Source organism: Oceanimonas smirnovii ATCC BAA-899 (genome assembly GCF_000381965.1).
Classification (GTDB): domain Bacteria; phylum Pseudomonadota; class Gammaproteobacteria; order Enterobacterales; family Aeromonadaceae; genus Oceanimonas; species Oceanimonas smirnovii.
On the sequence record NZ_KB908471.1, the window covers coordinates 55,321 to 76,506 of the forward strand.

Here is a 21,186-nt window from a genome sequence, read left to right on the forward strand (position 1 = left end):
TCACCAGGGCTTACATAAAAATAAATTTGGCGATGAAAATCACGCTCAGAACATAAACCCCCACGGACACCTTGGCGGCCTGACCGGTGGCCAATTTCAGCACTGCATAGGCCACAAAGCCCATGGCAATGCCGTTGGCAATGGAGAAGGTCAGCGGCATCATCAGGGCGGTCAGTGCCGCCGGAGCCAGCTCGGTGTAGTCGTTCCAGTCAATGTTGGCCAGGCTGCTCATCATCACAAAGGCCACATAAATCAGCGCACCGGCGGTAGCATAGGCGGGCACCATGCCGGCCAGCGGGGCGAGGAAGATAGACAGCAAAAACAGCGCCGCTATGGTCACGGCGGTCAGGCCGGTACGACCACCTGCAGCCACACCCGCTGAGCTTTCGACATAGCTGGTAACCGGCGGACAACCCACAAATGTACCGATAACCGACGAAGCACTGTCGGCCTTGAGTGACTTTTTCAGGCCTTCAATGGTGCCGTCAGGACGGCGCAGTTGTGCCCGCTCGGCCACGCCCATCAGGGTACCGGCGGTATCAAACATGTTCACAAACAAAAAGGCCAGAATCACGGTGATCATGCCGATATCCAGCGCCCCCATAATGTCCAGTTTGAACAGGGTAGGGGCCAGACTCGGCGGGGCGGCAAAAATACCGTTATATTCCACCAGCCCCATGCCCAGACCAATCAGGGTCGTACCCAGCACGCCGATCAATACGGCACCAAATACCCGCAGGTGGGCCAGGGTGGCAATAATCAGAAAGCAGGCGGCGGCCAGCCAGGTATTGGGATTGGTAAAATCACCCAGAGTGACCAGGGTGGCTTCGCTGGGCACCACTATGCCTGCCGTTTTCAGGCCGATCAGGCCAAGGAACAAGCCCACACCGGCGGTCATGGCATAGCGCAGAGACTCAGGAATGGCGTCCAGAATCCACTCACGAATTTTCCAGAAACTCATGGCGGTAAAAATAATGCCGGACCAGAACACGGCACCCAGTGCCACTTCCCAGCTGTAACCCATTTCACCGACCACGGTAAAAGCAAAAAAGGCGTTCAGCCCCATGCCCGGGGCCAGGCCTACCGGCCAGTTGGCATAAAGCCCCATAAACAGGGTGGCCACGGCGGCACCGATGCAGGTGGCCACAAACACCGCACCCGCATCCATGCCCGATGCAGACATGATGTTGGGGTTGACGAAAATGATGTAGGCCATGGTAATAAAGGTGGTCAGACCAGCCACCAGCTCGGTTTTCACTGTGGTGCCGTGCGCGCTGAGTTTAAACAGTCTGTCCAGAAGTCCCGAAGATGCCGGGAGTGCTTGAGAGGTTGGCTCGTGCTTGGCGTGTTCCATACCGGAAGTCCTCATGGGTAATTTGCAGACTACCCATGCCATCGGTCATTCCTTGAGCCGGTGGCATGGGCAGGAGCCGTCTGCGACCCTTTAGCTTACTCAGCTACCGCGATAGGTAGAGTAGCTGTAGGGCGAGATCAGCAGGGGTACGTGATAATGCTCTTCGCCTTCGGCAATACCAAAGCGGATAACAACGTCATCCAGGAATGCCGGCTCAAGCAGTTCAATACCTTGTTTCTTGAAATAAGGAGAAGTGTGGAATACCAGCTGGTATTTGCCGGCAACATAATCCGCACCTTCCAGGATGGGCGCATCGGTACGGCCGTCATGGTTGGTGTAAACGGTGTTGATCAGCGTGGTTTGCTCGCCGTCTACCTTATACAGTTCAACCTTGATATCGGAGCCGGGCAGGCCCTTGGCAGTATCGAGTACGTGTGTAGTCAGTCTTCCCATTTTCAAGTTACCTTGCGCATTACTGCGTCTTCAAAGTCCAAGGTACTACCAACGATCAACGCCGGTAGAAGTATTTTTACATCAAGATAACCAGCGCGTCTACATTGTTTTAACATCAAGAGATGTTTTTATGAGTGCTGAATCACATTTTTCAATGTGTCTATCTTGATCCGTTACCGATTGTCTTTGCTTTATCGCCGCAAAGCAAGAATTGCGAGCCGCTTCCGATACAAAAACTAAACCAGTCATTTACATAAGTTGATTTTATTGTATACAATGGGAAGATTGTGACGACCGTCAAACTCTCGCTGCCAGGCCTTTCATGCCCGGCAAGTAACCCGTTGTTTTTTAGGAGTTTTCCGATGAGCCAAAATAAAGACTATCCCCGCGACCTCGTCGGGTATGGCGCCAACCCGCCTCACCCCAAATGGCCCGGTGATGCCCGTATTGCTATTAACTTTGTACTGAACTACGAAGAGGGTGGTGAGCGCAACGTGTTGCACGGCGACGGTGAGTCTGAAGCCTTCCTGTCTGAAATGCCGGCAGCGGTAGCTTTTCCTGATACTCGTCACATGAGTATGGAATCCATTTATGAATATGGCAGCCGTGCCGGCGTCTGGCGCCTGCTGCGTCTGTTCAAGCGCTACGACATTCCGCTCACCATCTTTGCCGTGGCCACCGCCATTGAGCGCTATCCCGAAATTGCCAAGGTATTCATGGAAGAAGGTCATGAGATCTGCTCTCACGCCTACAAGTGGATCACCTATCAGTTCATGAGTGAAGAAGAAGAGCGCGAGCACTATCACAAGGCGATGGAAATCTTTGAGCGCGTTTGTGGTCAGCGTCCCCAGGGCTGGTACACCGGCCGTGACAGCCCCAACACCCGCAAAATCGTAATGGAAGACGAAGGCATTCTGTATGACTCCGATTCCTACGGTGACGATCTGCCTTATTGGGTAGACAACAATGGCAAGGGCCACCTGGTGATTCCGTATGTGATGGACACCAACGACATGCGCTTTGGCCAGGGCTGCTATAACAACGGCGAAGAATTCTATCAGTATCTGAAAGACGCCTTTGACGTACTGTACGAAGAAGGTGCCGAAGCGCCCAAGATGCTGTCCATCGGCATGCACTGCCGTCTGCTGGGTCGTCCGGGCCGTATGGCCGGTCTGGAGCGTTTTATCAAGTATGCCCGCAGCCACGATAAGGTGTGGTTTACCCGCCGCATCGACATTGCCAAGCACTGGCATGAGCACCACCCCTACAAAGGAAACAAATAATGAGCCTGTTCAAGACCTGCAAGCCCGCTTCCATGGGCCGCGACGAATTCGTAACAACTTTCGCCGACATCTACGAGCACTCTCCCTGGGTGGCAGAGCAAACTTATGATCAGGGCCTGACTGAGGCCGATAACGAGATTGAACAACTGCATGCCCGCATGAGCAGCGTGATGAACAACGCCGATAAACAGGCTCAGCTCGATCTGATCAATGCTCACCCGGATCTGGCCGGCAAGGCTGCCCAGCGCGGCGAGCTGACCGCAGCCTCCACCAATGAGCAGGCTGGTGCCGGCATCAGCGAGTGCACCGCTGAAGAGTTTGAGCGCTTCACCACCCTGAACAACGCCTATAAGGAAAAATTCCAGTTTCCTTTCATCATGGCGGTGAAGGGCTCCAACCGTCACCAGATCCTGGCGGCGTTTGAAGAGCGCATTCACAATGATTACGACACCGAGTTTGATCGCGCTGTTAAAGAAATCAACAAAATCGCCATGTTCCGTCTGAGCGATATGTAATACCGACCGGCGAGGCGTTCTGCCTCGCCTTTCATCTTCTTCTCTGCAGGAGGCAGCAATGATCAAAACTCTCAAGATTGAGCCGCTGACCAAGGAAGCGTTTGCTCCCTTTGGCGACGTGATCGAATCCGAAGGTCGTGACTACTTCATGATCAACAACGGCTCCACTCAGCGTTATCACAAACTGGGTGAAGTGCAGCTGGATGAACAGGGTCAGGGCATCATCAGCATTTTCCGTGCCGAAACCCTGGAATATCCGCTGCAGATCAAAATGCTGGAGCGCCATCCTTTCGGCTCCCAGTCTTTCATTCCGCTGTTCGGTCGCGAGTTTTTGCTGGTCGTTGCCCCTGTTGGCGATGGCAGCATGAACATTGACCCGTCCACTGTGCGTGCTTTCCGTGCCACTGGCCGTCAGGGTGTGAACTATCATCGCGGTGTATGGCACCATCCGATCATGGCGCTGCACAACAACGACGAGTTTCTGGTGGTTGACCGCAGTGGTCCTGGCAACAACTGTGATGAATTCTTCTTTGACGAGTCGGTACAACTGACCGTTGAGCTGGACTGAGTCACAGCTTGCTGATGCAAAAGGCCCGCACATTTGTGCGGGCCTTTTGGTTTACTGGCCGTTAAATTCCCGCATAAAGATATCCCAGAACACCAGAAACAGGGCCGCCACCAGCGGGCCTATCACAAAGCCGTTAACTCCCATCAGGCTGATGCCCCCAAGAGTGGAGAACAGCACCAGATAATCGGGCAGCTTGGTATCCCGGCCTACCAGCAACGGGCGCAGCACATTGTCGGCCAGGCCAATCACCAGGCCACCAAAGGCCATCAGTATCACGGCTGATATCCAGGCACCGGTAGCAAACAGATAAATGGCTACCGGCAGCCATACCAGGGCCGCGCCGATGGCCGGGATCAGTGACAGAAACGCCATCACCACGCCCCACAGCAGTGGCCCGGGAATACCCAGCACCCAGAAAATAAAGCCGCCCAGGGCACCCTGCACCATGGCCACCAGAATATTGCCCTTTACCGTGGCCCGGGTCACTTCCGAAAACTTGGCAAACAGCATGCGCTCGCGGTCATCTCCCAGTGGCAGGGCCCGCACCAGCAGCTCGGTGAGCTGGTGGCCATCGCGCAGCAGAAAGAACGCCAGATACAGCATCAAGGCCACGTCCACCACAAAGGTAAAGGTACTCTGGCCGGCGGTCAGGGCTTTTTCTGCCAGCAGCTTGCTGCCCGCCACCGCGGCCTGAGACAGATTCTCCCTGGCGCTGTCGAGATCCAGTCCCAGTCTGGCCAGAAAATCGGGCAGCAACGGAAAGGCGGTGCGCACCTGCTCCAGCAAATTGCCCGGGCTCACTTCGCCTTTGTCAATGCGCTGATACAGTGCCAGTCCTTCCTGCGCAAATGAGGCCGCAATAAACAGCACCGGCAGCACCACTATCACTACGCACAGGGTAAGAGTAAGCAGAGCGGCACGATTGGGCTTGTTGCCAATACGCGCCAGAATACGGTGTTGCAGCGGATAGAAAATCACCGTAATGGCACAGGCCCAGAAAATGGCTCCCCAGAAGGGGCGCAGTACCAGCCCGAACAGAATGCTGACTATCAGCAGAGTGAATAGAAACGATCGGCGTTCAAGTTTTTCGCGCATGAAAAAGGGTTCCGTAAGAAGCGGAACCCCAGTGTAAAGAAGCCGGCGTAAAGAGGCCAGATAATGTGCAGGTTCAGCTGGTACGGTAACGACCTACCAGTTGCTGCAGGTGACCGGCCAGCTCGCCCAGCTGGCGGCTGGTCTGGCTGGCCGCCCTGGAGCCGGCATCAGTCTGCCCGGCAATGGCCACAATTTCGTGCACATTGGTGTTGATGCTTTCCGACACCTGAGTCTGCTCTTCTGCCGCGCTGGCTATCTGAGCGTTCATCAGATTAATGGTGTTTACCGCCGTGCCGATATCAAGCAGGGCTTCGTCGATGCGGCGCGCTTCGGTGACGGTATGGCTGCTGCCGTCACGAATGTTTTCAATGGCCTGTACCGCCTCCTTGGCCCCTTGCTGCAGCTGGGTGATCATGGTGTGTATTTCTTCTGTGCTGGTTTGGGTTCGGCCGGCCAGGGTACGAACCTCGTCGGCCACCACCGCAAAACCACGGCCCTGTTCACCGGCCCGTGCTGCCTCAATGGCGGCATTCAGCGCCAGCAGGTTGGTTTGCTCTGCCACGCCGCGGATCACATCCAGTACGGTGCCAATTTGCTCTGATTCCTGCCCCAGCCGCTGAATAATTTCCACGCCGGCGGCCACCTGATTTTCCAGTCCGTCAATCACCGAGATGGTTTCCTGCAGCTGTTGCTGAGCAGTGTGTACCAGGGTTTCGGCCTGCTCGGCGGCCTGGGCTGCATTGGCGGCGCTGCTGGCCACTTCCTGGGCGGTGGCCGACATCTGATTCATGGCGGTGGCCAGCTGGTCGCTTTCATGGTGCTGACGACTGATGCCGTCCTCGGTTTCTGCCATAAAGCGCTGCAGCTCACTGCTGGCCTGTTGCAGCGTGTCGGCAGAATGACGAGTATCCTGCACCAGGCTGCTGATCTGGCCGGCAAACTGGTTAAAGGAGCGGGCCAGCGTGCCCAGCTCATTTTGCTGGCTGTCATCCAGCCGGCGGGTCAGATCGCCTTCGCCCCGGGCGATGTCTTCCATGGTGTGCACTGCCTGACGAATAGGTGCATGAATGCCTCTGGCAATCACCAGGCCGGCAGCCGCAATCAGTGCCAGCAGCAGGGTTGCCGACAGCGCCGAGTTGAGCAGCCCCTGACGCACAGAGGCAGACAGATCTTCTTCCAGCTTGGCGACGGAAGCCAGCAAATCATCAATATAAAAGCCGGTGCCAAGCAGCCAGTCGGTGCCCGGTACGGGCATGATATGAGCCAGTTTGGGCGAGCCTTCGCTGGCATCCAGCCTGGGCCAGCTGTATTCCACATAGCCGCCGCCCTGGCGGCCCAGCTCAATATATTCCTGTACCAGATGGCGGCCGTCGGGGCTGGTAGAGTTAAAGTAGTTATTACCTTCCCGGGCGGGGTTATCGGCGCTCATTACCTGTACGCCATCGTCATTGTATACAAAGAAATAGCCACCGCCGTTGTCAAAACGCAGGCCACGCAGCTGGGCCTTGGCCCCTTCTGTGTTGCCCCTGGCCAGCAGCGGCTGAATGCCGGTAATGGCCAGCTCCATATAGTTGGCGAGTTGCTGCTTGCGTGACTCAAACAGCGAGTTATGCAGGCTTTGTCCGCTCAGCTCCTTTAGCCTGATTGACTGAGCCACATTTACCCAGGTGCTGACCGCCGCCAGTAACAACAGGGGTAACAGAGCCAGCAACAGAATTTTCTGTCTGATGGAAAGTCGCTTCATCCTTGATCTCACCATGGTTTTGTTTACAACTTTGTATCATTTGAATGGCGCAATGTCATGCATTCCAGTTGTAAAATTGTGTGCCTTTACCAACAGGTTAACGGCAGAAGTCGTCCGTACTTGAGCAGGCTTTGCTTTAAAGCCTGCCGGTGGCTGGTTATTATGCTGTTATTGATCAACAAGCGGATATGCCATGGATTTCACCATTCTTGCCGGCCCCATAGTGCGCCGGGCCGACGCCGACCGGCTGGTTTTCTGGCTGGCCAGCCGCGAGTCACTGCGCTTTCGCCTGTGTCTTGAGGGCCGGGAGCCACTGTTGTTTGACGAGGGCCAGCAAGAGATAAGAGTGGGAGAGTCCTGTTATATTCAGCTGCTCGATCTGCCACTGAATGAGCCCTTGCCGCTCGACATGCTTGTTCACTACGATCTGCAGTGGCAAAGATCCGCTGAGCATAACTGGCATGGCATGGCAGAGTGGGGCAGTGAGCTGTGCTTTAATGATGAGTCTTTGCCATCGCTGGTGATACGCAGCCGGCTGGATGCCATGTTGCACGGCTCCTGCCGCAAACCCCATCATGCCGCTCCCGACGGCCTGGTGGCAGCGGAACGCTGGCTGAGTGAACGCCAGCAGCAACCCATGCAGCGGCCGGCATTACTGATGATGAGCGGCGATCAAATTTATGCCGATGATGTGGCCGGCCCCATGCTTACCGCCATTCATCAGCTGATAAAGGAGCTGGGGCTGTATGACGAGACGCTGGAAGGGGCGACCGTGGCCAACAGCCGAGAGCTGTTTGCCGATCCGCTCAGTTATTATCGCCGCCATCAGCTGCTGCCCGACACTCATGCCAACCTGCCGCTGCAAAAGCGCTTTTTTGAAGGCGCGCGCAAGCCCATTTTTACTACCAGCAGTGCCGCCAACCACTTAATAACCCTGTCGGAAGTACTGGCCATGTATCTGCTGGTGTGGTCACCGGTGCCCTGGCGGCTGCTGCCCGACACCCGGCCGGCGCTGGATGAAGCATTTGTAGAACGCTATGAACGGGAGCGGGGCCGGCTGCTTGGTTTTGTGGAAGGCTTGCCGGCAGTGCGGCGCTTGCTGGCCCATTTGCCCACCCTGATGATCTTTGACGATCACGACGTGACCGACGACTGGAACCTGACCGCCGGCTGGGAGCAAACCGCTTATGGTCATCCGTTCTCCAAACGGATCATCGGTAATGCGCTGGCCGGTTACATGATTTGCCAGGGGTGGGGGAATGATCCCGATGCCTTTGCCGGTGATCCTTTAACCCGGCTGTACGCCTGGAGCGATCAGCCGGACAGCGAACAGCAGGATCAACTGATCGACTGTCTGCTTAAATTTGACGGCTGGCAATATCACCTCGACACTCAACCCCGGCTGCTGGTGCTCGACACCCGCACCCGGCGCTGGCGTTCCGAGTCCAACCTTAACCGGCCTTCCGGCCTGATGGACTGGGAAGCGCTTACCGAGCTGCAGGGTGAAATGCTTAATCGCGAGTCGGTAGTGGTGATCTCGCCCACGCCCGTGTTCGGGGTAAAACTGATAGAAGCAATTCAGAAGGTGTTTACCTGGCTGGGCAAGCCGCTGCTGGTGGATGCGGAAAACTGGATGGCCCACAAGGGCACCGCCAATGTGATCGTCAATATTTTCCGCCATGCCCGCACGCCGGCCAACTATGTGATCCTCTCGGGTGATGTGCACTATTCCTTTATGTATGACATTCGTGTGCGTCAGCGCGGCGGCGATCCTCATATCTGGCAGATCACCAGCAGCGGTATCAAGAATGAATTTCCGCGCCGGCTGCTGGATGTGCTGGACCGGCTTAATCGCTGGCTCTATGCGCCGCGCTCGCCGCTGAACTGGTTTACCCGCCGGCGCAAGCTGCGCATCAGTCCCCATTCACCCGTGGGAGCGTCAAAGGGAGAGCGGCTGCTGAACCGCGCCGGCATTGGCTATGTGCGCTTTAATGAGCAGGGTGAGCCGGTGTGCGTGCAGCAAATTACCGCCGACGGCGTGGTGGATTTTATCGAGCCTGACATGAAAACCAGCCCGGTGGAATTGCAGCAGCAAGGCCGGCAGGCAGAGTAGGGCTGAGGCTGGTAGAATGGCGTCATAACAACACAACCATGAAGCAAGCATGAGCAACCTTACCGGAACCCTGATCAAAATGCCGGCGCAGCCTGGCTCCCCGGTGGCCTATGAGCTGGCCCTGGGCGAGCAGCGCACCAGCCTGAATGCCTTTCTGGGCAAGCCCCTTCGGCTGACCTTCAGCGGCAATATCTTTTGTAATGCCTGTGGCCGCAAAACCAAAAAAAGCTACTCACAGGGGCACTGCTTTCCCTGCATGAAAAAGCTGGCCCGCTGCGATATGTGCGTGATGAAGCCGGAAACCTGTCACTACTTTGAAGGCACCTGCCGCGAGCCGGAGTGGGGCGACAGCCATTGCATGGTGGAGCACATTGTCTATCTGGCCAATACCTCCGGCCTTAAGGTGGGCATTACCCGCCACACTCAGGTGCCCACCCGCTGGATTGATCAGGGTGCCACTCAGGCGCTGCCGCTGCTGAAGGTGGCTACCCGCCAGCTGTCCGGCTTTGTGGAAGTGGCACTGGCCGGCATGGTGGCCGATAAAACCAACTGGCGCGCCATGCTCAAGGGGGACGAAGCCCCGCTGGATCTGAAAGCCGAAGCTAAACGTCTGCTGCCGGAAATTAAGGAAAAACTCGCCGAACTTACGCTCAAATACGGCGAAAATGCCATTACCGTGCTGGATGAGCCTGTGGTGGAGCTGAGCTATCCGGTGCTGGAATATCCCACCAAAATCACCAGTCATAACTTTGATAAAAACCCCGAAGTGGCCGGCACCCTGCTGGGCATCAAGGGTCAGTATCTGATGCTTGACACCGGAGTAATTAACCTGCGCAAGTTCACCGGTTATGAAGTGACGCTGGGCTGAAGGCTTGTTATTAACGGTAAGGAGCGGCAGTGATTACGCAATTCAGTAATTTTAACTTTGATGAGATTCAGGGCGTTATCTTTGATCTCGACGGCACCCTGGCCCATTCCAACCCCGACTTTCCCGGTTTGCGCCGTGAGCTGGGTATGGGGCCGGGAGAAGACGTGCTGGCCCATGTAGACAGCCTGAGCGGCGCCGCCGAACGGGAGCGTGCCCTGGCCATTATTCATGAATATGAATGCCGGGCATCCCACAGCTCCAGCTGGGTGGACGGTGCCAAAGAGCTGATTGCCTTTTTGCGGAGCCGCTCGCTGCCCCTGGCCATTTTAACCCGCAATATTCCCGAAGCGGCCCAGCTCACCATCAACAAGCTGGGCATCGACATTGATCTGGTGCTTACCCGCCACGATGCCCAGCCCAAACCGCATCCTGAGGGCATTCACCTTATCTGCCGGCAATGGCAGCTGGCCCCCGCCAATATTCTGTATGTGGGTGACTATCTGTTTGACCTGCAAACCGCACAAAATGCCGGCAGCCGCTGCGCGCTCTATTTTCCCGACACCATTCCTGACTATGCCCATCAGGCAGATCTGCTGGTGCCTTGCTACCACGGCTTTATTGAGGCCTGGCAGCAGAGTGATGCACGCGTACGATAGTCACTCACATCAGGCGTTCAGGCATCGTCGGCCAGCAGGTGTTCATTACGGCCCTTGATGCGGGTAATGATCAGGGCAGTGATCACCAGGGTGAGCACAATGCCGGTGACGGTAGACAGCGTCATCGGCAGACCCGCGCCCAGGGTGGCTGAGTTCAGCAGAAAGCTGATGACGACTGTGGTCATGAACATGGCCGGCACGGTAGCAATCCAGTGCAGCTTGTTGTGGCGCAGCAGATAGGCCGAGGCAGTCCACAGCATCATGACGGCGGTAGCCTGGTTGGCAACGCCGAAGTAACGCCAGATAATGCCGAAGTCCACCTGTGTCAGTACTGCGCCGGTCGCAAACAGCGGCAAGGCCAGCAGCAGCCGTTTGGGCAGGCGATGTTGCGGCATGTTGAAATACTCCGCCAGGATCAGCCGGGCAGAGCGAAAGGCAGTGTCGCCGGAGGTAATGGGCAGCACAATCACGCCCAGCACCGCCATAAAGCCGCCTACGGCACCCAGCAGGCCGGTAGAGGCCTCATATACCAGGTTGGCCGGGTTGCCACCCATACCGGTGTTTAGACCTTCCACGCCACCGAAGAAGGACAGGGCAATGGCGCACCAGATCAGCGCGATAATGCCTTCACCTATCATGGCACCATAAAACACAAAGCGGCCATTGCTTTCGTTTTCCACGCAGCGCGCCATCAGCGGCGACTGAGTGGCATGAAAACCGGATACCGCACCACAGGCAATGGTAATAAACAGCGCCGGCCACAGCGGCATGTCGTTGGGGTTCAGGTTCTGAAAGAAATCCCCCATTTCAAAGCCCGGCAGCATGGTGTGCTCACTGGAAAACGCCAGCGCCACGGTGAGGCCCACCGACATGAAGATCAGCAGGGCACCGAAGAAGGGATACAGACGACCGATAATCTTGTCGACCGGCACTATGGTGGCCAGCAGGTAATACACGAAGATCACGCCCACAAACACCGACACGCTCACGCCGGTGATCTTGGCCAGCAGGCCGGCGGGGGCGGAGATGAATACCACGCCCACCAGCAGCAGCAGCACAATGGCGAACACGTTCATAAAGTTTTTTGCGCTGCGGCCCAGATACTTGCCCGCCAGGTTGGGCACCGACTGACCGCCATTGCGCACTGACAACATGCCGGAGAAATAGTCGTGCACACCGCCGGCCAGAATGCAGCCCAGCACAATCCACAGCATGGCGGCGGGGCCGTACAGTGCGCCCAGAATGGGGCCGAAGATGGGGCCGACACCGGCAATATTAAGCAGCTGAATGAGGTAGACCTTGCCCTTGGACATGGGCACATAGTCAACGCCGTCGCCCTGTGCGAAGGCGGGAGTCTGGCGTTGTGTCTTGATACCAAACACCTTTTCCACCAGGGTTCCGTAAATAAAGTAACCGCCGAGCAGCAGCCCGACGCAGAGCAAAAACCAGGTCATAACATCACCCTCTTGTATAGATAGCCGCCAGTGTAGGCAGTAATAAAGACGGGAAAAGAGAGACTTGAGTCAGCGGTCGAAAACGCGGGGTCAGCGGTCGATAGCGGGAGTGAACGATCATTCACTCCCGGCTGCGGAGTCAGTGAAAACCGAACAGTTGCTTCAGGGGTTTGAGATAGCGGCGCGACACCGGCACGCTGGCACCAGCCCGGGTGGTGAGCTCGGCACCTGCCTCCAGTATTTCAATTTCAGCAATGGCATCAGGTGCCACCAGATATTGCCGGTGGCAGCGCACCAGGGGCGTTTTTTCCTCTATTACCTTGAGGGTCATATGAGTGTGTACCTGCTCGTTGGGCGTGGCTACATGCACACCGGAGAGATCACTGAACACATATTCTACCTCCGCCACCGGCACCACTTTCAGCTTCTGACCGCTGTAGCAGGGCAGGTGCTCCAGCCGGTCGGGCGCCAGTGTTTCCACTCCTTGAGGGCGCAGATCCCGGCGCACCTTCTCCAGGGTCTGCTGCAGACGCCGTTCATCCACCGGCTTGAGCAGATAGTCAAAGGCATGGCGGTCAAAGGCCTGCACGGCAAACTCGTCAAAGGCGGTGACGAACACCACCCGGGGCATGGTGGCCGGATCCAGCATGGCAAGCAGCTCCATCCCGCTGATGCGGGGCATCTGAATATCCAGAAATACCAGATCGGGCCGCAGCCGGCTGATAGCCTGCATGGCTTCAATGGCGTTGCCGCACTGGCCCACTATCTCGATGTCGCCGGCGTCGGCCAGCTGGGCAGCCAGTTCGTCCCGGGCAAAGGGCTCATCGTCGATAATCAGGCAGGTGATCATGTTGCAGGCTCCGTAAGGGGCAGACGAATGTCAACTTGGGTTAGCTGACCGGGGTCACAGGTTACGCTCAGGCCGTAGCCGGGACCAAACAGGTTCTGAATGCGTTTATGTACCAGGTTCATGCCCAGGCCGTCCGAGTCTTTTTTGGGCTGATACAGGCCGGCGTTGTCTGTGACGGTCAGCAGCAGTTCTCCGTTATTCACGCTGGCGGTCACCTGAATATGACCCGTATCCAGCATGTGTGAAGTGCCGTGCTTGACCGCGTTTTCAATAATGGGCTGCAGGGTAAAGGCCGGCATTCGCACGCGATGCAGCGATTCGGGAATCTGGATATCCACGCGCAGCTTGTCAATAAAGCGGGCCTTCTCAATGGTCAGGTAAGCATGAATGTGCTCCAGTTCGTCGCCCAGGGTAACCAGGCCGGTAGTGCGCTTGAGGTTGATGCGCAGAAACTGACTGAGCTGCTGTAACAGCTGCCGCGCCTTGTTGGGATCCTGTCGGGTAATGGCACCTATGGTGCTCAGCGCATTAAACAGAAAATGCGGGTTGACCTGAGCCTGCAACAGCTTCAGCTCCGCCTGAGTCAGCAGATTTTGCTGCTGCACAAAGCGGCCAAACAGGATCTGGTTTGATAACAGCCGGGCAATGCCTTCCCCCAGGGTTCGGTTGATATTGAGGAACAGCTTGTTTTTGGGCTCGTACAGTTTGATGGTGCCCACCACCTCGTTATCACTTCTCAGAGGAATCACCAGGCTTGAGCCAAGGGTGCAGTGAGGCGACATGGAGCAGGCGTAGGGTGTTTCTACCCCGTCGGCAAACATCACTCTGTTATGGTGAATGGCATCCAGTGTCATCTGTGAGGAAATGGGGGCACCGGGCTGATGATGATCAGCGCCGATGCCAATAAAGGCCAGCAGCTTTTCCCGGTCGGTAATGGCCACGGCACCGACTTTGGTTTCTTCTATCAAAATGCGTGCTACCTGGGTACTGGTTTCCTGGTTAAAGCCCTTGCTGAGCAGGCCCACGCTGCGCTCGGCAATTTTCAGCGCCTTGGTCGAGAAGGCGGAAGACTGCTTGTCGTACATGGCCTTCTGATCCCGAATCATGCTCATAAACAGCGCAGCTCCCACCGAGTTTACCAGCAGCATGGAGGGAGCGATTTGCAGCACCAGCGCCAGGGCATCGTCAAAGGGGCGGGCCAGCAGCAATATAATGGCCATCTGCATCAGCTCGGCCGCGAGTGTGAGCAGAAATACCCACAGCGGATGGAACACCTGTTCGCTTCTGCCGGTGCGGCGCAAATACAAACTGACCACACCGGCCAGCAGCCCTTCCAGGGTGGTGGATACGGCGCAGGCCAGGTCGGTAAAGCCGCCCAGACTGTAGCGATGCAGCCCGCCGGTAAGCCCCACCAGCGCCCCGGTAACCGGGCCACCGAGCAGGCCACCCAGCACAGCGCCCATGGCCCGGGTGTTGGCAATGGCACCATGGGTCTGCTCACCAAAATAGGTAGCCATGATGCAAAAACAGGAAAAGAACAGATAAATAAATACTTTATGGGGCAGCCGGGTGGCAGCTTCAGTAAAGAGCCTGAATAAGGGAGTGCGGCTGATCAGGTAAACAATCACCAGATACAGAGACATCTGCTGGATAAGCAGCAGGATCAGTGACATGGCGGCTCCCTGAACATAAAGGCTGCACTGATCATAGCCTGTGCCCGCCTAAGATTGAAAGTGGCCCGGCAGCCGTGATTGATGCGGTTTTTAGAACCATTTACCCTTAAACAGCTCAAACTTATAACGTAAAAACCTAGCTAAACACTCAAGTATTTGTCTGCTTCTGCCGATTCATTAGGGCGACCAGAATCCCTTAATTACATAATAAATCGCAAGGAAATTGCATTGTTCAGAAAAGTGAATATTGGCACCCGTCTGTCTGTGGGGATGGGAGCATTGATGGTGATCACGGTTATCGCCATGTCTTTCTTCTATCTTGCCAACGCCAACCGCTTGATTAGTCAGGCGGAAAAACGTGAGCTGCAAAGTCTTTTCGATGCCGTGAATGCTCAGATTGACACTCAGGCGCTGTTTGCCGAGGCCATGAGCGCCATGGTAGCGGCTCAGCCCGATGTGCAGCAACGCTTTGCCAGCGCCGATCGTGCCGGACTGAGTGACCAGTTTCTGCCGGTGTTCCAGCGTTTGCAGCAGCACTATGGCGTGGCCCAGTTTCAGTTTCATACCGCGCCGGCCACCTCCTTTTTGCGGCTGCACAATCCGGAACAATACGGTGACGATCTCTCCCGGTTAAGGGCTACCATAGTGGCCACCAACCAGAGCCGGGCACCGGTGCGCGGGCTTGACGGCGGCGTGGCCGGCATTGGCATTCGCGGCCTGTCACCCATCAGCCAATATGGCCGCCATCTGGGATCGGTAGAGTTTGGTCTGAATCTGGCTCAGGACTTTGCTGCTCACTTCAGTGACGAGTTTAATGCCGGTATTGCCATTCATGTGATTAACGGCAACCGGGCGGAGCAGCTGGCGTCCACTATTAACGGTGGCAGCCTGAACACACAGCAGCAACTGCTGGCCGCCTGGCAGGGTGACCCTGTGCAGGGCCGGGCTGACCGGGGCGAGCTGCATTTTGCCACCCTGGCCCGCACCCTGAACGACTATGCCGGCAAGCCCATTGCCGTGGTGGAAATTGCCATGGATCGCAGCTTCTATGCCGATAACCTGGCCGCTACCCGGCTGTTTGTGGGCCTGTTAGCCGCGGGGGCCTTGCTGGTGTCTGTGCTGGTGGCACTGATGCTGGCCCGCAGCATAGTGCAACCGCTGCAGCAAACCGTGCTTAATTTGCAGGACATTGCCGATGGTGAAGGAGACCTGACCCGCCGGCTGGCCGAAACCGGCAACGACGAGCTGACCGAGCTGGCCAAAGCCTATAACCGCTTTGTGGTGAAGGTGCAGGAGCTGGTGCGGCGGGTATCGGACGCTACCGGCCATATGGCCGCCGCCACTGAGGAGCTGTCTCAGGTGGCGCAGGAAACCCGGCAGGGCGTGGACAGTCAGCGTGACCAGACCACCCAGGTGGTGACCGCCATGCATCAGATGACCATGTCGATTCAGGAAATCGCCGGCAATACCGGCAGCGCGGCCGATACCGCCCGCCAGACCACAGCCACCACCGAAGACGGCCGCGAAGCAGTTACCCGCAATGTGCAGATCATGGACGAGCTGGCCGGTGAGGTAAATCAGGCCTCTGCCATGATCCAGGAGCTGGCCCGCCAGAACGGTGATATTGGCAAAATGCTGGAAGTGATCCACACCATTGCCGACCAGACCAACCTGCTGGCGCTGAACGCGGCCATAGAAGCGGCCCGGGCCGGTGATGCCGGCAAAGGTTTCTCGGTGGTGGCGGAAGAAGTGCGCAGTCTGGCTCAGCGCACTCAGCAAAGCACGGGTGAAATTGAACAGCTGGTTACCAGCATTCAGCAAAGTACCCAGAATGTGGTGGCAGTGATGGAGCGCAATCAGCAAAAAACCGAAACCGCCGTGAGTGAAGCCAACACGGTTGCCAGCCGTCTGGGCAATATAAAAACTGCCGTGGACGCCATTCACGACATGAACACTCAGGTGGCTGCTGCAGTAGAAGAGCAGTCCGCCGTGGCGGAAGACGTGAACCGCAGCATGAGCCTGATTAACGACATTGCCGAGCAAAGCGGCCACTCTGTGGGCCAGACTGCTCAGGCCAGTGCAGAGCTGGCGCGACTGGCCACTCAGCTGCAGGAGCTGGTAGGACGCTTTCGCGTGTAAACGCTGAAGAAACTCAGGGCGGCATCAGCCGCCCTGTTTGTTTTCGTCACTGGCTTATTTTCCGAGACGCCAGCCCGCTCAGCGCTCCCTGCAACAGCGGCGTAATGGGCGCATTCAGTTTCAGGCTGAGCAGCTCATCGGCGCGGGTTTTGCCAAGGGTCAGCGCGGCGATGGGCTTGTTCCATTCCTGCGCCTTGCGGCAGAAGCGAAAGCCGGAATACACCATCAGCGATGAACCAATCACCAGCAGGCCGTCGGCCGCTTCAATGGCGCTCAGCGAATCCTGTACTCGCTGCCTGGGCACATTGTCGCCAAAGAACACCACATCGGGTTTAAGAATGCCGCCGCACTGGTGGCACTCGGGCACACGAAAACGACTGAAATCCACCTCCAGATCCGCATCGCCGTCGGGCGCTGTGGCGGCCGTGTAATGAATAAAGTCCGGATTCAGCTCGGCACTGCGCTGGTGGGTTTCATTGCGGCTGCAGCGATAATGGCAGCTCATGCATACTACGCTGTCGGAGCGGCCGTGCAAATCCACGACTTTTTGGCTGCCGGCGCGCTGATGCAGGCCATCCACATTCTGAGTGACCAGCAGGCTGATATGCCCCAGCTGCTCCAGCTGTGCCAGCGCAGTGTGGGCCGGATTGGGCTGTGCATCCCGCATCACCGGCCAGCCCACGAGACTGCGGCCCCAATAGCGCCGGCGAGTATGCTCACACCCCATAAAATCCGGATGCTGCACCGGCTGCTGACGCTTCCACTGGCCCTGCTGATCCCGGTAATCGGGAATGCCCGAATCGGTGCTGATGCCGGCACCGGTAAGCACCAGCAGGCGAGGGTGTTGGTCAATAAACTCAAGCAGCGCGGCGGTGGTGTCAGTCATGGTGTTAGCTCCGGAGCAATGCAGTAAACAGTATTCAATATATTCACAGAGCCGGCCAGTGAAGAAGGAATTTCAAAAAAGAACATCAGCGTCTAAAAATAAGTGATAACGACAATGGCGCTTTTCAGTGCTGGCCTGATTGCTTACTATCGTGACTAATGTCCATCTTTCTCCCACCATTTTAGAGAAAAGCATATGACTCAAGCGCATAACGCGCTTGCCATGCAGCAAGCTATTCAGGATCAAATTGCACGGCATGCCCTACTTGGCGATATTCTGGACAGTATTATTAAGATGGTGGCGCAGCAGTTACCCAGCGCGCGGATATCCTTGATGATGCTGGACTCAGAAGATGGCACCTTGAGCCTGACCGCCGGTCACGGGCTGTCTGACGGCTACTGTCGGGCACTTCAGCGCTTACCGGTAGGACCAGCCATTGGTGCCTGTGGCGTCAGTGCATACAACCGTGATGTGGTCATTACCGAAAATATTGAACAAGATCCCAACTGGGTACCCTTTCTGCAATATACCCGTGCTGAAGGCGTGGCATCATGCTGGTCTGCTCCTGTACTGACATCCAATCATGAGTTATTGGGTACGTTTGCCATCTATCATCATTATCCCAGATCGCCTTCAGTTCAGGAACGCAGCCTGCTGATCCAGTCTGCCGGCCTGCTTGCACTGGCCATTGCCCGCCAGCGTGACAGACAGGCGCTGGCATGGAATGAACAACGCTTTCGCTCACTGTTTACTCACCATCCTGACGCGGTATTTGAACTGGACTTGCAAGGCTACCTGCTTGATGCCAATCGTGCTCTGACTCAAATAACCGGATTCTCGCTGGAGCAGATAAAGGGGCGGCATTATGAGCAGTTCATGGCAGAAGAAAATAAAGCGCGGGCCAGGGAAGCCTTTAAGCTGGTATGTGAGGGCCAGCCACAGCGTTATGAGCTGACAGCCTATAATGCCAATGGTGAGCGCTATTGGCTGGATGTGACTAATCTGCCGATTATGGTTGATGGCAGGGTAATGGGTATATATGGCATAGGGCGCGATATTACCCTGCAACAGGCGCAGGCAGCCGAGCTGCATTTACTCAAACGCGGCATTGAAGCTACCCCCAACGGGGTTGTGATGGCAGATGCCACCTTACCCGATATGCCACTGGTTTATGTAAATAAAGCCTTTTTAAATATTACCGGGTATTTACGTGAAGACGTGCTGGGGCGAAATTGTCGTTTTCTGCAGGGCAGCAATACAGACCCTCAGGCAGTGTCAGCTATTAAGGAGGCTATCTCTGCTTGTCGGGAGCATGAATGTACGCTGCTTAACTACCGCAAAGACGGCACGCCTTTCTGGAATCAGCTGATTATTGCACCAGTATTTAACTCGCTTGGACAATGTACTCATTATATTGGCATTCAGCAGGATATCACCAAACAGCGTGAAAATGAGGAAGCGCTGCGTTTTCAGCGCAGTCATGATGTGCTTACCGGGCTGCCCAACCGGGTTGCGTTCCATGAGCGGCTGACAGAATATTATCGGTTGTGCCGTCAACAATCACGAGAGCTGGCTGTGCTGGCACTCAATCTTGATGGTTTTAAAGTGATTAATGATGCTTTGGGTCATTATGCGGGAGATCAGTTACTTAAAAGTGTAGGGCAGCGGCTGGCCGGCTGGTTAAACTCGGGCGATATGGTTGCCCGTCTTGGCGGAGATGATTTCGGCATTCTGCTGCCGAACCGGGATGAGGCCGGTATTATCAAGGCCGCTGAAAGTTTGTTGTCATTGCTTGAGCAGCCATTTTTTATTAAAGATCAGCGTTTGTATCTGAGTGCCAGCATTGGCGTTGCCACCAGTGATGAAAAAACACACGACAGCAGACTGTTAATTCAGCATGCCAGACTTGCCATGCGGGAAGCCAAGCGGCAGGGCTATCATCACTGGCAATGGTATAGCGGCAGCATCACCTCTCATATTCATCATCATATCAATCTGAGGCGTGAAATTGAGGAGGCGCTGGAGCAGGGGCAATTTATCATGCACTATCAGCCGCTGGTAGATGCCCGCACCGGTGAAATACGCAGCCTTGAAGCATTAATACGTTGGCATCACCCTGAGCGAGGACTGATTTTCCCTGGTGACTTTATTCCTCTGGCAGAAGAAACCGGAAAAATTATCGGTATTGGCCACTGGGTTCTGCGCCAGGCCTGTAAAGATATTACCATTATCAATGCCTCGCGTAATACTCAGCCGCTTTCAGTGGCAGTCAATATTTCTCCGCTCAGCTTTCAGCGGGGCAACATATTCAGTGATATTAAACATATTTTACAGGAAACCTGTCTGGCACCACATCTTCTGGAACTGGAGCTGACGGAAGGAGTTCTGATGACTGGTACCGAAACGGCTATCGATAATCTCAGAGCTATTCGCGAGCTGGGAGTAAGGGTAGCGATTGATGATTTTGGCACTGGTTTTTCCAGTCTCAGCTACCTTCGTAAACTGCCCATTAACCAAGTAAAACTGGATCGCAGCTTTATCAGCGATATTACTGTTGATAAAGATAATGCCGCCATTGTGCAGGGGGTGATTACCATGGCGCACCATCTGGGGCTGGAAGTTGTAGCCGAAGGCGTTGAAACAAAAGAGCAGCAGCAAGACCTGATTATGCGCGGCTGTGATTTATTACAGGGGTTCCGTTTTTCCCGGCCTGTTCCCCTTGAGGATATTTTGCGATTACCCTCAATACTGCCAGAATAAAGCGGCACACAGGAAGCACAAAAAAAGCAGCGCATTGAATAGCCGGACTATGGCAGTTATCGTTTCTCTGTATTGGAAACCAAGAGCGACATTTAAAAGAGAACGGCGGCACTGAGTACAAACGCCGTTTTTTTTGAGCTATTAACTGAGCGCGTCAAAAAAGCGGTGGATGCAGGTGAGCTTACGTTGGAAGCCGCATCCGGTGGTATCCCTCTTAAACGCCTTGTTGAACTAAGCCGCTGCGCGGCAGAACAATGGCGCTGCACATCATACTGATCTCAGGGCCCTACCAGAGGGGTAGTGGACTGGAGATAGTATGATGAATAGCCAACAGCAACGCCACTTCGATACGCTGTATCAGCAGCATCTCAATAATTTAACCCTGCAGGGCAAACGACCCGCGACCATTGACGCCTATGCCCGAGCCGTGAGGCGGATCGCCGCATTTTTTGACTGCCCGCCGGACAACCTGACGACTGCCCAACTTAAACAGTACTTCGTCAGCCTGATTGACAGCCATTCCTGGAGTACCGTCAAGCTCGACCGCAATGGCCTGCAGTTTTTTTATCGCCATACGCTCGATAAACAATGGCAGTGGCTCGACATCGTCAAACCGCCGCAGCTCAGCACCTTGCCCGATATTCTCTCACCCGCCGAAGTCGGCCTGCTGATCAGCATGACCCGACAACGTCGCTACCAGATGTTCTTCTATACCCTCTACAGCCTGGGGCTGCGGCTTGGCGAAGGACTGTCGCTGACCGTGGCCGATATTGAC

The 21,186-nt window shown here is 55.9% G+C and carries 17 protein-coding genes; 9 read left to right on the forward strand and 8 right to left on the reverse strand.

Annotation, left to right across the window (positions count from 1 at the left end; translation table 11 throughout):
- Nucleotides 1-10: 10 nt before the first annotated feature.
- The gene (locus tag G364_RS0115255; RefSeq protein WP_019936008.1) at nt 11-1,354 is read right to left on the reverse strand and encodes an NCS2 family permease; all 1,344 of its coding nucleotides are present in this window, start codon (nt 1,352-1,354) and stop codon (nt 11-13) included.
- Between the two features lie 99 nt (nt 1,355-1,453).
- Nucleotides 1,454-1,807, reverse strand: coding sequence for a hydroxyisourate hydrolase (gene uraH / locus G364_RS0115260; RefSeq protein ID WP_014293620.1), 354 nt, complete (start codon nt 1,805-1,807; stop codon nt 1,454-1,456).
- Nucleotides 1,808-2,169: 362 nt separating this feature from the next.
- Here uraH and puuE point away from each other — a divergent pair, with 362 nt between their 5' ends.
- From puuE to G364_RS0115275, 3 genes are read left to right on the forward strand one after another with little or no spacing between them, the layout of a single operon-like run.
- A complete protein-coding gene (gene puuE, locus G364_RS0115265) occupies nt 2,170-3,090 on the forward strand; it encodes an allantoinase PuuE (RefSeq protein WP_019936009.1) in 921 nt (306 codons plus the stop codon).
- The gene (gene uraD, locus G364_RS0115270) at nt 3,090-3,605 is read left to right on the forward strand and encodes a 2-oxo-4-hydroxy-4-carboxy-5-ureidoimidazoline decarboxylase (protein WP_019936010.1); all 516 of its coding nucleotides are present in this window, start codon (nt 3,090-3,092) and stop codon (nt 3,603-3,605) included. Before puuE ends, uraD begins: the two co-directional genes overlap by 1 nt.
- Nucleotides 3,606-3,663: 58 nt before the next feature.
- Nucleotides 3,664-4,173, forward strand: a complete 510-nt coding sequence (locus G364_RS0115275) for an ureidoglycolate lyase (RefSeq protein ID WP_019936011.1) — start codon at nt 3,664-3,666, stop codon at nt 4,171-4,173.
- A gap of 51 nt (nt 4,174-4,224) precedes the next feature.
- Here G364_RS0115275 and G364_RS0115280 read toward each other — a convergent pair whose 3' ends face one another.
- Both G364_RS0115280 and G364_RS0115285 read right to left on the reverse strand, forming a co-directional pair.
- Nucleotides 4,225-5,268: an AI-2E family transporter gene (locus G364_RS0115280; protein WP_019936012.1), complete on the reverse strand. Its 1,044-nt coding sequence runs from the start codon at nt 5,266-5,268 to the stop codon at nt 4,225-4,227.
- Nucleotides 5,269-5,341: 73 nt separating this feature from the next.
- Nucleotides 5,342-7,012 (reverse strand): methyl-accepting chemotaxis protein, encoded by a 1,671-nt coding sequence (locus tag G364_RS0115285; protein ID WP_019936013.1) that lies wholly within the window; start codon nt 7,010-7,012, stop codon nt 5,342-5,344.
- 193 nt (nt 7,013-7,205) lie between these two features.
- Here G364_RS0115285 and G364_RS0115290 point away from each other — a divergent pair, with 193 nt between their 5' ends.
- The 3 genes from G364_RS0115290 to G364_RS0115300 are packed head-to-tail and all read left to right on the forward strand — an operon-like array spanning nt 7,206 to nt 10,649.
- Nucleotides 7,206-9,125: an alkaline phosphatase D family protein gene (locus tag G364_RS0115290; RefSeq protein WP_019936014.1), complete on the forward strand. Its 1,920-nt coding sequence runs from the start codon at nt 7,206-7,208 to the stop codon at nt 9,123-9,125.
- A gap of 49 nt (nt 9,126-9,174) precedes the next feature.
- Nucleotides 9,175-9,993, forward strand: a complete 819-nt coding sequence (locus G364_RS0115295) for a DUF2797 domain-containing protein (RefSeq protein ID WP_019936015.1) — start codon at nt 9,175-9,177, stop codon at nt 9,991-9,993.
- 29 nt (nt 9,994-10,022) lie between these two features.
- Nucleotides 10,023-10,649, forward strand: coding sequence for an HAD family hydrolase (locus G364_RS0115300; protein ID WP_019936016.1), 627 nt, complete (start codon nt 10,023-10,025; stop codon nt 10,647-10,649).
- Between the two features lie 17 nt (nt 10,650-10,666).
- Here the strand turns inward: G364_RS0115300 and G364_RS0115305 are convergent, their stop codons facing one another.
- The 3 genes from G364_RS0115305 to G364_RS0115315 all read right to left on the reverse strand — a co-directional run bounded on the left by G364_RS0115305 (nt 10,667) and on the right by G364_RS0115315 (nt 14,626).
- The gene (locus tag G364_RS0115305; protein WP_019936017.1) at nt 10,667-12,103 is read right to left on the reverse strand and encodes a carbon starvation CstA family protein; all 1,437 of its coding nucleotides are present in this window, start codon (nt 12,101-12,103) and stop codon (nt 10,667-10,669) included.
- 139 nt (nt 12,104-12,242) lie between these two features.
- Nucleotides 12,243-12,953 carry a two-component system response regulator BtsR gene (gene btsR / locus G364_RS0115310; protein ID WP_019936018.1) on the reverse strand — a complete coding sequence of 237 codons (711 nt, stop codon included), beginning with the start codon at nt 12,951-12,953 and terminating at the stop codon, nt 12,243-12,245.
- Nucleotides 12,950-14,626: a sensor histidine kinase gene (locus G364_RS0115315; protein WP_019936019.1), complete on the reverse strand. Its 1,677-nt coding sequence runs from the start codon at nt 14,624-14,626 to the stop codon at nt 12,950-12,952. Before G364_RS0115315 ends, btsR begins: the two co-directional genes overlap by 4 nt.
- A 228-nt stretch (nt 14,627-14,854) precedes the next feature.
- Here G364_RS0115315 and G364_RS0115320 point away from each other — a divergent pair, with 228 nt between their 5' ends.
- Nucleotides 14,855-16,765, forward strand: a complete 1,911-nt coding sequence (locus tag G364_RS0115320; protein WP_019936020.1) for a methyl-accepting chemotaxis protein — start codon at nt 14,855-14,857, stop codon at nt 16,763-16,765.
- A gap of 46 nt (nt 16,766-16,811) precedes the next feature.
- Here G364_RS0115320 and G364_RS0115325 read toward each other — a convergent pair whose 3' ends face one another.
- Nucleotides 16,812-17,651: an NAD-dependent protein deacetylase gene (locus tag G364_RS0115325; protein WP_019936021.1), complete on the reverse strand. Its 840-nt coding sequence runs from the start codon at nt 17,649-17,651 to the stop codon at nt 16,812-16,814.
- Nucleotides 17,652-17,846: 195 nt separating this feature from the next.
- Here G364_RS0115325 and G364_RS0115330 point away from each other — a divergent pair, with 195 nt between their 5' ends.
- Nucleotides 17,847-20,411 (forward strand): EAL domain-containing protein, encoded by a 2,565-nt coding sequence (locus tag G364_RS0115330; RefSeq protein ID WP_019936022.1) that lies wholly within the window; start codon nt 17,847-17,849, stop codon nt 20,409-20,411.
- 316 nt (nt 20,412-20,727) lie between these two features.
- The coding region (locus G364_RS0115335) for a tyrosine-type recombinase/integrase (RefSeq protein WP_019936023.1) at nt 20,728-21,186 on the forward strand (459 nt) is incomplete at its 3' end.